13 protein-coding genes and 1 tRNA gene are annotated in these 11,808 nt (G+C 65.0%); 7 read left to right on the top strand and 7 right to left on the bottom strand.

What is annotated here, in order from left to right:
• From hemB to V2B31_RS16805, 4 genes are all read right to left on the bottom strand, one after another.
• The coding region (gene hemB, locus V2B31_RS16790; protein ID WP_328280661.1) for a porphobilinogen synthase at nt 1–710 on the bottom strand (710 nt) is incomplete at its 3' end.
• A 33-nt stretch (nt 711–743) separates the two neighbouring features.
• Complete coding sequence (locus V2B31_RS16795) at nt 744–1,487, bottom strand: metallophosphoesterase family protein (RefSeq protein ID WP_328280663.1); 744 nt, start codon at nt 1,485–1,487, stop codon at nt 744–746.
• A complete protein-coding gene (locus V2B31_RS16800) occupies nt 1,484–2,314 on the bottom strand; it encodes a diacylglycerol/lipid kinase family protein (RefSeq protein WP_328280665.1) in 831 nt (276 codons plus the stop codon). The genes V2B31_RS16795 and V2B31_RS16800 overlap by 4 nt, the downstream gene beginning before the upstream one ends.
• Nucleotides 2,315–2,510: 196 nt before the next feature.
• Nucleotides 2,511–3,014, bottom strand: coding sequence for a 2'-5' RNA ligase family protein (locus V2B31_RS16805; protein ID WP_328280667.1), 504 nt, complete (start codon nt 3,012–3,014; stop codon nt 2,511–2,513).
• A gap of 87 nt (nt 3,015–3,101) precedes the next feature.
• Here V2B31_RS16805 and V2B31_RS16810 point away from each other — a divergent pair, with 87 nt between their 5' ends.
• Both V2B31_RS16810 and V2B31_RS16815 read left to right on the top strand, forming a co-directional pair.
• The gene (locus V2B31_RS16810; protein ID WP_328280668.1) at nt 3,102–3,524 is read left to right on the top strand and encodes a sugar transporter; all 423 of its coding nucleotides are present in this window, start codon (nt 3,102–3,104) and stop codon (nt 3,522–3,524) included.
• Nucleotides 3,525–3,899: 375 nt separating this feature from the next.
• Entirely contained in the window at nt 3,900–4,421 is a 522-nt protein-coding gene (locus tag V2B31_RS16815) for a DUF6386 family protein (RefSeq protein WP_328280669.1), read from the top strand.
• Nucleotides 4,422–4,573: 152 nt separating this feature from the next.
• Here the strand turns inward: V2B31_RS16815 and V2B31_RS16820 are convergent, their stop codons facing one another.
• Nucleotides 4,574–6,850 (bottom strand): glycoside hydrolase family 3 N-terminal domain-containing protein, encoded by a 2,277-nt coding sequence (locus V2B31_RS16820; RefSeq protein ID WP_328280671.1) that lies wholly within the window; start codon nt 6,848–6,850, stop codon nt 4,574–4,576.
• Between the two features lie 96 nt (nt 6,851–6,946).
• Nucleotides 6,947–7,033, bottom strand: a tRNA-Tyr gene (locus V2B31_RS16825).
• A 103-nt stretch (nt 7,034–7,136) separates the two neighbouring features.
• Between V2B31_RS16825 and rlmB the strand changes: the two genes are divergently transcribed.
• Both rlmB and V2B31_RS16835 read left to right on the top strand, forming a co-directional pair.
• Nucleotides 7,137–7,877 carry a 23S rRNA (guanosine(2251)-2'-O)-methyltransferase RlmB gene (rlmB, locus tag V2B31_RS16830; protein WP_328280673.1) on the top strand — a complete coding sequence of 247 codons (741 nt, stop codon included), beginning with the start codon at nt 7,137–7,139 and terminating at the stop codon, nt 7,875–7,877.
• A gap of 29 nt (nt 7,878–7,906) precedes the next feature.
• A complete protein-coding gene (locus V2B31_RS16835) occupies nt 7,907–8,620 on the top strand; it encodes a hypothetical protein (RefSeq protein ID WP_328280674.1) in 714 nt (237 codons plus the stop codon).
• A gap of 21 nt (nt 8,621–8,641) precedes the next feature.
• On the opposite strand, the gene V2B31_RS16840 is transcribed toward V2B31_RS16835, so the two are convergent.
• Nucleotides 8,642–8,959, bottom strand: a complete 318-nt coding sequence (locus V2B31_RS16840) for a 2Fe-2S iron-sulfur cluster-binding protein (RefSeq protein ID WP_328280676.1) — start codon at nt 8,957–8,959, stop codon at nt 8,642–8,644.
• A 75-nt stretch (nt 8,960–9,034) separates the two neighbouring features.
• On the opposite strand from V2B31_RS16840, the gene V2B31_RS16845 reads away from it, so the two are divergent.
• The 3 genes from V2B31_RS16845 to V2B31_RS16855 all read left to right on the top strand — a co-directional run bounded on the left by V2B31_RS16845 (nt 9,035) and on the right by V2B31_RS16855 (nt 11,595).
• The gene (locus tag V2B31_RS16845) at nt 9,035–9,664 is read left to right on the top strand and encodes a DNA-3-methyladenine glycosylase family protein (protein WP_328280678.1); all 630 of its coding nucleotides are present in this window, start codon (nt 9,035–9,037) and stop codon (nt 9,662–9,664) included.
• A 453-nt stretch (nt 9,665–10,117) separates the two neighbouring features.
• A complete protein-coding gene (locus tag V2B31_RS16850; RefSeq protein WP_328280680.1) occupies nt 10,118–10,996 on the top strand; it encodes a hypothetical protein in 879 nt (292 codons plus the stop codon).
• A gap of 47 nt (nt 10,997–11,043) precedes the next feature.
• Nucleotides 11,044–11,595 carry a hypothetical protein gene (locus V2B31_RS16855; RefSeq protein ID WP_328280682.1) on the top strand — a complete coding sequence of 184 codons (552 nt, stop codon included), beginning with the start codon at nt 11,044–11,046 and terminating at the stop codon, nt 11,593–11,595.
• Nucleotides 11,596–11,808 lie beyond the last annotated feature (213 nt).

Consider the following 11,808-nt stretch of genomic DNA (forward strand, 5'->3'; position numbering starts at 1 on the left):
GCCTCCTCGCCATTGGCCGGGTCCATCTGGTAATTTTTCTTGTCGCCCTTCAGCAGGCCCCGCGATCCCACCGCGTCGCGGAACGGCCCGTAGAAGGCGCTCGCATATTTGGCGGCATAGGCCATGATCTGGACATTGGCATGGCCTTCCTCCTCCAGCGCCTCGCGGATCGCGCCGACGCGGCCGTCCATCATGTCGCTCGGCGCGATGATGTCTGCGCCCGCCGCCGCCTGGTTCAAGGACTGGCCGATCAGCACGTCCACGGTCGCGTCATTGACGACATAGCCGTCGGGATCGAGCAGCCCGTCCTGCCCATGCGCGGTATAGGGGTCGAGCGCCACGTCGGTCAGCACCCCGATGTCGGGCACCGCGTCCTTGATCGCGCGGATCGCGCGGCACATGAGATTGTCGGGATTGAGCGCCTCCGCGCCATCGTCGCTACGCCGTTCGGGCTGGGTGTTAGGGAAGAGCGCGAGGCACGGGATGCCGGCGTCGCGCGCCTCCTTCGCCCGCGCCACCATCCGATCCACCGACCAGCGCGACACGCCCGGCAGCGCGCCGATCGGCTCCTCCGCCCCCTGCCCTTCCGTCACGAACAAGGGCCAGATGAAATCGGCGGGCGACAGGCGGTTTTCGGCGTGCATCGCCCGGCTCCAGGCCGTGGCGCGCGTGCGGCGCAGGCGAAGCGCCGGATAGGGGGCGTAGGTCATGGGCGGGAGGTGTAGGCGCGGGGGCGCGGGGGATCAAGCGGCCGGCGCGTCGGCCATGAAATGCGGCGTCACATCGATCGCCCCGGCCGCGATCCGCAGCTCATTATAAGATGGCCGCGCGCTGCGCACCCGTTCCGACAGCGTGCCCGCGCCGATCAGGCGGATGGCGCGGCCCGCTGCCGTGATCGGCCGGTCGAACGGATCATGGACATGGCCGGTCAGCACCGCCTGCGCGCCCGCCCCGGCCAGCGCCGCCAGCGCCTTCCGCCCGCCGCGCGTCCGCCCGTCCATCCGCGTGCCGCCCTCGACCAGCGGATGATGCGCAGTCACCAGGATGACGTCGCCCTGCGGCGCGGCCTCGATCAGCGCCAGGCTGCGGCGCAGCGCGCGGCCGGTCACCAGCCCCTTCGACCAGTCGAACCGCAGCTGGAGGCGCGCGGTCGTCTTGAGCGGCACGATCGTCACCCCCGGCAGGTCGAGCGGCGCTTCGATCATCGCTTCGAGCGCGCGATAGCGGCGATAGGGCAGGAAGAAGCGGAGCAGCGGATTATAGACGGGCAGATCGTGATTGCCGACCTCCACCGTCACCGGCCGCTCCAGCGAGCGCAGCCAGGCGGCAGCGGCGGCGAACTCGCGCGCGCGCGCCGCCATGGTGAGGTCGCCGGTCAGGATCACCGCGTCGGGCTGCTCGGCCAGCGTCCGCTCGCGAAACCAGTCGAGCGCGGCCTTGTCCTCCGCGCCGAAATGGAGGTCGCTGACATGGAACAGGCGGATCATGCCGCCGCCTTTGTCGCGATCAGCATCTTCGCGCCCATGCCGCCCTGGATGACCGTCCCCGGCTCCAGCATTTCCGGCTCACCGTCGAACAGCGCGCGCACCGGGCGCGATCCCAGGATGCGGAGCGTGCGGGCCAAAGCATGATCGACCGCGCGGGCGCTCACCCAGTCGCCGGTCAGCCAGGCCCAGCCCAGCTCCGCGATCGCGCCCCAGTCGCGCGCGTCCACCCCCGCTACATCCAGCCCGTCCGGCTCGGGCGTCACGAACACCGCCTGATAGCCGCGCCGCAGGCCCGGAGCGCCCGCGATCCGCACGCCCCGGCCGAAGGTGCGCCGCCAGGCCGAACGGGCGGCGCTCAGCAATGCCCCGACCCGCCGTTCCCGCGCCGCCTCCCGCGCGCGATACCAGTTGCCCGCAGGCCCAACGATCAGGCCGACAAAGGCGCGATGCGGCCCCGCCTCGACATAGGGCAGCGCCACGCGCCGGCCCCGCTCATGCGCGGCATGGATGATCGTCGGCACGTCCAGGCTGTCGTGCAGCGCCTTGGCGAGCAGGTTCATCGTCCCGCCCGGCAGGATCAGGATCGCCCCGTCCCAGCGCGCCAGCCGGCACAGCGCGGCATTGATCGTGCCGTCGCCGGCGAACAGCACCACCGTATCCGCCCCCGCCGCATCCAGCGCCGCCGCATCGGGCAACGGCTCGTCGGGAAAAGCGGTGCGCCCCGCCAGCGTCAGGCCATGTTCCGCGAAAATGGCCTCGATCGCCGCGCATTTCTGCGCGGTGGCGGTGCCGCTATGGGGGTTGGCGATGAACCAGAGGGTGCGCATCGCCGCCCCAACGCGCGACCCGCAATATGGCTGCGCGCGCCGCACGAGTTGCCTGCCTACCGTCATCCCCGCGTAGGCGGGGATCCATCTCCCGCCCTATCGTCGAATGCAAGGTCGGGAGATGGGTTCCCGCTTTGACCTGCGGTCGCCCTTCGGGTCGCGGGAATGACGGAGAGTAGTATTGGCGGCTTGTGCTCTACCCCCTGAACATCGCCTTCGCCGCCAGCTCCCACGGCCCACCGCGATAGTGCCAGGCGGCGAGGCCGGCGATGGCGAGCGGGCGGGGGCTGAAGTCGCGGCGGAGCTGCTCGGCGAGCGCCTTTGCTGTGGCGGGATCGACCTTGTTCTGGACGGTGATGTGGAGGCGCGGGCGAGCCTGATCCTGCGGGGTCAGCAGGCCGGCGAAGGCATCGGCCAGATCGTCGCGCATGGCGAGCAATTCCGGGCTGTCGATGCGGAAGGCGACGCCGCGCCCCAGCAGCATCACCTCGGTCAGGCGCGCTGCGGGCGGCGGGCTGGCGGCGAGCGCTTTAAGGCGGGCCGTCACCTCCGCCAGCGCCGAGGGAGGCAGGTGGTGGAACAGCGTGATGTGGGCGGCCAGATGGTTGCGCTCCGGCGGGAAATGGGCGCGGCGCAGGGCGTCGGCCCAGGCGAAATCGGCCGGCCCCATCAGCGCGCTGACGATGATCGGCGCGCTCATCACGCTATCGTATCGACGCGCATTGCTGTATGATGCAGGCAAGGCGGTGCGGGGCAGACTCGCCGCCGCGTCAGGGGAGGTTTCGCCATGTCCACGCCGCGCTCGGTTCTTGTCATCGGCATCATCCTGCTGCTCTGGAACCTCATGGGGGTAGCGGCCTTTGCGATGCAATATGGCATGGACCTTGGGGAACTCGCCAAAACCGATCCGGTGGGCGCGCGCATCTTCGCTGAAATGCCCGGATGGTTATGGATTGCCTACGCGGTCGCGGTGGGCGCGGGAACGATCGGGGCGGTGCTGCTGCTGATGAGGAAGGCGGCGGCGGCCAGCCTGTTCCTCGTCAGCCTGATCGCGGTGCTGGTGCAGTTCGGCTACACGCTGGGTGCGACCGACCTGATCGCGCAGAAAGGGTTCGTGGTGGCGGCGGGTTTTCCGATCCTGGTGATCCTGATCGCGGTCGGCCAGTTGCTCTATGCGCGGATGCTGGTGGCGCGGCGGGTTTTGCGGTGAAGCGGTGGAGTTAAGGGTATAAACGGGTCTGTGCTGCGCTGAGGACGACGAGATTGGTAATATTCCCCCTCCCGCCTGCGGGAGGGGGTTAGGGGGTGGGCAGACTAGGCGATGTGCCCACCCCGCTACGACTAACGCGCTGCGCGCGTAAGTCTCGCTGCCCCTCCCGCAAGCGGGAGGGGAAGTGTCTGCAAACGACCAGAAGTTGCCATTGAATTGGGCTTTTGCCGCGCATCGAAGCCGCCGCTTATAGAAAACATCTAGTTCCCGCTTGTAATACTGGAACGGCCGTATCGAATGAAATACTCGCCGGTAGCCTTGCCTAGCGCCGAAGGCCAATGCACGATAAATCAGCTCTGAAAGGGGAGATGAATAATGGGTCTGTTGCGACGTTGGTTCGGAAAGAAATATGTTCCTTCGAGGGAAAGCCCCGATGCTTTCGACGACGCCGTTTCGGTTAACCGACAGAAAGAATTCGGTATTTACACCAGCACAAGCACCATAGCCGTTTACGATTTAGCAGCGTTGAAGCATCGACTTAATGACGATGTGGATTGGTGGGCCGATCCAGCGGAAGAGTTAGCCGAGATAAATCTACGTAACCTGCTGATCGTAGGCCTCGGAGGCGACGGATTTTATGATCTAGACATCGTTGAAGAGGAGGGTGTTGCTACCAGGTTTTCGCTTTGTTTCCCCAGTGGCCGCATCTTCATAGGACCTGGGGAGATGCTGACTGGCGGAGGAGATGAACCAGCCCCACAATATGGAGGCATGTTTCTCGATTTCGAGCCGGGTGATTATGCCGTCGGCCTAGAACGGGACGATAGTCGCCTGAGGATCAGTATCACCCGTTCAGTCGCGTTCGAGAACAGGGTCGCTGAGCCAATCCACATGTGACGTTCGGTATAGATGTTTCCTGACGGGGCGAATGGCCGCTTCTGATATATTCTTTCTCAAAACCGGCCAGTCCGCTTCCCACCCATCTCCGTCATGCCAGCGGAGGTAAGGTAATGGGCGCATCCCGGCCATCAGCGCAGACCTGCCCTCCCCTACCCCGCCTCCACCGGCGCGGCGAATAAGGTGAATTGGGCCTTCAACCCGCCCAGGCTAGACTGGCCGATCCAGAGGTCGAAGGTGCCGGGTTCGGCTAGGCGCTGGTTGCGGGCGCCGACGAATTCCAGATCAACCCGCGATAGGGAAAAGCGGACGGTCTTGCTTTCGCCAGCCGAGAGGGTGACGCGCTCGATGCGTTTCAGCTCGCGGATCGGGCGGGTGCGGCTGGCGACGCGGTCGCGGGTGTAGAGCTGCACGACTTCGCTGCCCTTGCGCTTGCCTTTGTTGGTGACGCGCACGGTGACTTCGATCGCGGAGTCCCAGCGCAGCGCCGTGTCGGACAGGCGGAGCTGGTCGAGCGCGAAGTCGGTGTAGGCAAGACCGTGGCCGAAGGGGAAGCGCGCGCTGTTGTCAGTGGTGGCGTAGCGCGCTCTATATTCGGTCTGCCCCTCCCCCGTGACCGGGCGGCCGGTGGATTTGCGGTCGTAGAAAAAGGGTTCCTGCCCGCTTTCCCAGGGGAAGCTGACGGGCAGCTTGGCGGACGGGTCGGCCCGCCCCAGCACTATGTCGGCGATCGCATGGCCCGCCTCGCTTCCCAGGAACCAGGTGGCGAGGATCGCCTGCGCGTCGGCGACGCCGCCATGGAGCGCAAGCGCGCGGCCGTGGCGCAGCAGCACGGCGACGGGCTTGCCGGTGGTGGCGATCGCGTCGGCCAGCGCCTGCTGCGCGGGCGGGATTTCGATGACGGTGCGGGACTGGGCCTCGCCCGACATGGCTTGCGCTTCGCCGATGGCGAGGAGGACAATATCCGCCGCCTTGGCCGCCGCGACGGCCTGCGCGATGCCGCCCTCGATCGGCGCGGCGATGTCGCAGCCGCGCGTGACGGTGAGGCGGAAGGGATCGGGTAGCGCAGCGCGCAGGCCACTGGCGATGTCCACGCCCGCGCCGGGATCGCCGTAGAAGGCCCAGGGGCCGTAGAGATTGTCGCGATCCTCGGCAAAGGGGCCGATCAGCGCGATCTTCTGACCCTTGGCGGGGTCGATGGGGAGCAGGTCGCCGTCATTCTTGAGCAGCACGATCGAGCGGGTGGCGGCTTCGCGGGCGAGGGCGCGGTGCGCGGGGGTGAAGATGCGGGTGCGCTCCGCTTCCTCGTCGAGCGATCGCCAGGGATTGTCGAACAGGCCGGTGGCGGCCTTCACATAGAGGATGCGGCGGACGGCGACGTCGATCGTGCCCATCGGCACCGCGCCGCTCTTCACCAGATCGGGCAGGTAGCGGATATAGAGGCCGCTCTGCATCGACATGTCGACCCCGGCGAGAACCGCCAGGCGGGCGGCGTCGCGCGCATCCTCGGCAAAGCCATGCGCGACCAGTTCCTCGTCGGCGGTGTAGTCGGAAAAGACGAAGCCGCGAAACCGCATTTCGCCCCGGAGAATGTCGGTGAGGAGTTCGCCGTCGGCGGTGGCGGGGACGCCGTTGATCTCGTTGAAGGCCGCCATGGTGGTGAGCGCGCCCGCCGCGAACGCCTTGCCGAAGGGGGGCAGATGGGTTTCGCGCAGCGTTTCCTCGCTGATGTCGACATTGCCATATTCCAGGCCCGCGGCGACCGCGCCATAGGCGGCGAAATGCTTGGGGCAGGCGAGCAGCGCGTCGTCGCGGCGCAGGTCGCGGCCGTGGAAGCCGCGCACGCGGGCGGCGGACAGGAGGCCGGTGAGGGTCACGTCCTCCCCTGCCCCCTCCACCACCCGGCCCCAGCGCTGGTCGCGGGCGACATCGACCATCGGCGCGAAGGTCAGGTGCAGGCCAGCGGCGGTCGCCTCGACAGCGGCGGCGCGGGCGGTGCGCTGGCAGAGGTCGGGATCGAAGCTGGCGGCTTCGGCGAGGGGGACGGGGAAGATCGTCTTAAGCCCGTGGATCACGTCGCCCGCGAACAGCAGCGGAATGCCGAGCCGGCTCTTTTCGACCGCGATCTCCTGCGCGCGGCGGGCGCCGGCGACGCCGATGCCGTTGAAGAGACAGCCGACGCGGCCCCGGCGGATTTCCTCGGCGAGGCGCTTCTCGTCCTGGATGCCGACTTGCGGATTGGGCGGGTTGAAGGGGCGGAAACTGTCGGCGAGGCAGGTCATCTGCCCCGCCTTCTCCTCCAGCGTCATCTTCGCAATCAGCGCATCGACCCGCGCGACCTCATCGGCGGCGAGGGCGCGCGCAGGGCGGACGAGGGTCAGGGCGCCGGACAGGGCGCCCAGTAGCAGATCGCGTCGGTCAATACTCATCGCGCGCGGGAATATAGGACCATGGATGAACGCATCTTGTCCAATCCAACGCGGAAGCGCGAGCGATGTTGCATTGCAAACTATTGCCGGGGAGGATGGTGGACAGGGCTGGATTCGAACCAGCGTACGGGAAACCCGGGCAGATTTACAGTCTGCTGCCTTTAACCACTCGGCCACCTGTCCAGTGCCTGACGCGGGAGAGAAGCAAGGCTTTCCTGCGCTGGAGGCGGCTCAATGGCGAAAGGAGGCTTGCCTGTCAATGGCCTCCTGTGAAAAGAGCTTGCCCATGAAAAAGACGCATCGTTCCGCCAAGCCCAAGGGCAATTTGCCCCGTTTTTACGGCCGCCATGCCGTGACCGCCGCGCTCGCCAATCCCAACCGCGTCGTCCGCAAGATATGGGGCACGCGCGAGGCGCTCAACGCGCTGGAGCTGCCGCCGGTGCTGCCGATCGTCTATGCCGATGTGGCCGATATGGGCCGCATGGTGCCCTCCGACGCGCCGCATCAGGGGATCGTGGCGGAGGTCGAGCCGCTGGACGATGTCTGGCTGGGCGACGTGCTGGAGGAAGGGCAGGATGATAAGCGGCCGATCCTGGTGCTGGACCAAGTGACCGATCCGCATAATGTCGGCGCGATCCTGCGCTCCGCCGCCGCGTTCGATGCGCTCTGCATCGTGACGCAGGACCGGCACGCTCCGCCCGAATCGGGGGTGCTGGCGCGCGCGGCGTCGGGCGCGCTGGAGGTGGTGCCCTGGGTGCGGGTGGTGAACCTGTCCCGCGCGCTCGACGAGATTGCCGAGGCGGGCTATTGGCGCATCGGGCTGGATGGCGACGCCGACACGGTGCTGGCCGATGCGATCGGGGAATCGCGGGTCGCGCTGGTGCTGGGCGCGGAGGGCGAGGGGCTGCGCCACAACAGCATGGCGCATTGCGACATTATTGCTAAACTGCCGATCAGCCCGCGCATGGAGAGCCTCAACGTCTCCAACGCCGCGGCGATCGCCCTCTACGCCGCGACCTGCCGGTAGCGGCCGGGGGCCGTTTGGGGGAACGGCCGATGGCATCTGTTTTTCGATCGCTGGGGGCGCTCGCCGCGCTGCTCTGCCTGTCCGCCTGCCTGGTGACGCCGGGAAAGTTCGAATCCAGCCTGGACATCCGCGCCGACGGCCGCTTCGCTTTCGCTTACAAGGGCGAGATCATCGCGTCGGAGAGCGGCAAGGAGGGGATCGCTCCGGTGGAGGCGGACGGCGAGGCGGAGACCGGGCCGGCCCTGCTCCAGATCGCGGCGAAGGAGGAGGATTTCAGCGTGGCCGACGACAAGGAGGAGGCAGCGCAGATGCAGGCCATCGCCGACGCGCTCATGAAGGAGAAGGGCTTCCGCTCGGCCCGTTACCTTGGCGCGCGCAAGTTCGAGATCGACTATGCGATCGACGGCACGCTGACCCACGCCTTCCTCTTCCCCTTCAACATCGACGCGCAGATCGTGCTGCCTTTCGTCGCGGCGGAGTTGCGCGGCGACGGCCGGGTGCGGGTGAAGGCGCCCGGCTTTTCCATCGGCTTCGACAAGAGCGCCGGGCCGACGGGAATGGGCGGCGGGCGGGATGCGGCCAAGGCGCTGGACGGGCGCTTCACGCTGACGACCGATGCGGAGATCGTCAGCCAGAATCAGGAGGATGGCGCGCAGACGGGGCCGCAGGGCAAGCGGATCGTCTGGACGATCACGCCGCAGACGAGCGAAGCGCCGATGGCGGTGCTGCGTCTGGCGCGCTGATCCCTGTTGCGAGGGCGCCCCTCACTCCTCGGGCGCGATCGTCACGCGCATGCCGTCGAGCGCGTCGGTCAGGGTTACCTGGCAGGACAGGCGGCTGGTGTCGTTCCGGTGGTCGCTGCTGTCGAGCAGGTCATTTTCGTCCTCGCTCATGGCGGGCAGCGCGCCGGCGAAAGCGGGATCGACATAGACATGGCAGGTGGCGCAGGAGCAGCAGCCGCCGCACAGAGCGAGCAGCTCGTCAAAGCCGCTGTCGCGAATAACCTCCATCACCGACAGGCCAGTGTCGCCCTCGACAGCCTGTTCCTCACCCGCACGGTTGACCACGATCAGTTTCGGCATCTATCCAAACCCCTTATACTTTCCCCGCCGCTCTGGCGGAGGGACGCCGCGAAATCAAGGGCTGGAAACGGAACGATGGTCACTACCGCCGAACAGTTGCGCGCCAGCCTGGATGCGATCGCGGGTATCGAGCCGGGCTTCGTCGCGGCCCTGGGGCGAGTGGGCTATCCCGAACCGCGCGTGCGCGCGCCCGGCTATGAGACGCTGCTGCGCACGATCGTGGGGCAGCAGGTCAGCGTTGCGGCGGCGGCGGCGGTGTGGCGCAAGCTGGAGGCGGAGCTGGGCGAGGGCTGCGCGCCGGAAACGCTGCTGACGCGCGATTTCGACGCCCTGCGGGCGTGCGGCCTCTCCCGCCAGAAGCAGGGCTATGCCCGCAGCCTCGCCGAACTGGTGGTGTCGGGCGAACTTGACCTGCACGCGCTACCGCAGGATGACGAGGAAGCGATCGCGCAGCTGACGCGGATCAAGGGGATCGGCCGCTGGTCGGCGGAAATCTATCTGCTGTTCGCTGAAGGGCGGCCCGATATCTGGCCGGCCGGCGACCTGGCGGTGCAGATCGAGGTCGGGCGGATATTGGGCCTGCCCGAACGGCCAAGCGAGAAGGCGACGCGCGCACTGGCCGAAGCGTGGCGGCCGCATCGCGGCGCGGCGGCGATCATGGCCTGGCACCATTATAATAACGGCATTGATATGTTAAAAACTTGAAATTATTGATTAATTTTAAAGGTAAGCCCGTTCAACTTATCAAATTTGCGACAACGCTTTTCGTCAATCTGCAATCCAGCCGCGCGAATCTCCCTAACCATTTTTATTCACTTTGATTATTCTTGACGTTGTTCAGCCTTATGGTATCCGTCGCATGTCTGAACAACGGCTTGCGGAATAGCTGTTGTGGGGTTCATGCCTTCTCGACCTTTCAGGTCGATCGTCCTGAGCAAAAAGCTTGTTGGTGGCGGCGTTAGGCATCGTATGTCGCAAGACACCCCGACCGGAAACGCTCCACGGCCATGATTGCCGTGACAGCGGGGCTAAAAGGACCCCCGGTTAACAGCCGCTCAGGCAGCGGCATCAACCAACGCTCAGGCGTGGTCGGTGCCGTGCATCCGTGTGATCCGCTCCCCACATAACCTGCGCGTTTGCTCGGAAAGGGGCAAACACGTGACTATCATTTCTACTTCTTCGCTCGACCTCAACACCGCCCGTTCGCGTATCACGTCCCAGCAAATCGGCTTCAAGAACGCTCGTGGTTCACGCGCTTTGGCGCAGATGATCGTTGAGGGGTTCATCCTCATCAAAGACATCATTGATAATCTGAACGCGGAAGAGCAACTTGGCATATTTGACGAGCATGGACTGACATATGTGGAAAATGCCAGCACCTATGGTCAGTGGATCAAGGTAATTTTCGGGGAACCCCATCCGGACCCGCAACAGACCTTCACCGATTGCAATGGCGTGGAGCAGCGCATTTGGGTGCCCGATCGTTCGATGGAAGTCTATCATCACACGATGGAGGATTTGGCGCATTTCGGCGTTACCGCCAATCATGTCGATTTCATACTCGACAAGGGCGGCGCGCTAGCCATGGCCACTACCCGCAAGAAGCGGCTTGCTCAGGCCGAAAACTCCGGCGCCGAGGCTGTAGCCCTCACCAAGCGCACGCTGTTTCTGGCAGAAACCATTCCATCCCGCGTGACCACCTCCCTCGCGATGCCTAAAGACGCGGCAGAGTTCGTGACCGTCGCCTGTCGGGTAGTGGATGGCGGCCTTGAATTGCTGGGCGTCATCAACAAGGACGCCACGGCGCAGGTCAATAGATTGGCGGCCGACCGCTATGAGGATCTGCTGAAAGCGCGCGACGAACGGGAGCGCATGGCCCGCATGAAGGATGAAGCGGAAAAGCGGGTCGAAGAGCGCATGGCATCTTTGTTCAACGGCATGAACAAGGAGCAGCGTCTGGCTTATCTGGCGGAACTGGCCGCGCGAGCGGGTGCCAAAGCTCAGACCCCGACCTCCACGACTTCGGCGCAGGGCTAATCGTCTGGAGCGGGGGAAACCCCGCTCCGCACAATGTGGAGGATTTCATGGAACTGACCGATTTTCAGGCCGCAGGTGTAAAGCTTCTTCTGAAGAAACTGATGGAGGACCCCGATTATGCACACCCCGTGCCTACCATAAAACGCTTGGTTGGGACGGCAATTGCCGAACGTATCAAGGAAGAACGCGCCTCCCTCGTCAATTACAATACAATAGCAAAATCGAATATCCCGGCCCTATCCGCCGATGCCCTGGACTACTGGACCGAAGCACGATCCGTCCTCGCCTATGGCAGATTGGCGATGTCACAAGGATCACGAGCAGCGGAAAAAGCCTTGAGCCGGAAATGCGAAGCCCTGTACGAAAGTTTCGCGCATCGAGTGCCAGATAGGGAGAAGAGCCATTTTCTGATCTATGACATCAATGATCTGGATGGGAAAAGCTGGGATGATCGCTGGCATTTCTGCGTGGATTTCAATTTTCCACTCTTGCGTGACCAAGGATCGCCCGCCATCATTCCTGACGTGATGCGTGAGGCGCAGCTCAACATTCTGTCATCTTTCACAAACGGCGGCTCAAATAGCGCAGAAGATAAATAGATTTGAGGACGGTACTCGGAACGCTGTCCGCAGGTTTTTCCGCGATACGGAAAATAGCCCGCTTAGCGTTCCGAGCCGCTAAGCGGGCTTTTGTCTGCGAAAATGCGCGAAAATCAGAGTAGCGTAGGCCTACTAATTTGAACCAACCCCTAACCCGGAAAACGTATGGCCCGCCCCGTCTGCAAGGGGGATTTTGAAGTGTTCTGATCAGTC

It is taken from the genome of Sphingobium sp. (assembly GCF_036170395.1).
Taxonomy (GTDB): domain Bacteria; phylum Pseudomonadota; class Alphaproteobacteria; order Sphingomonadales; family Sphingomonadaceae; genus Sphingobium.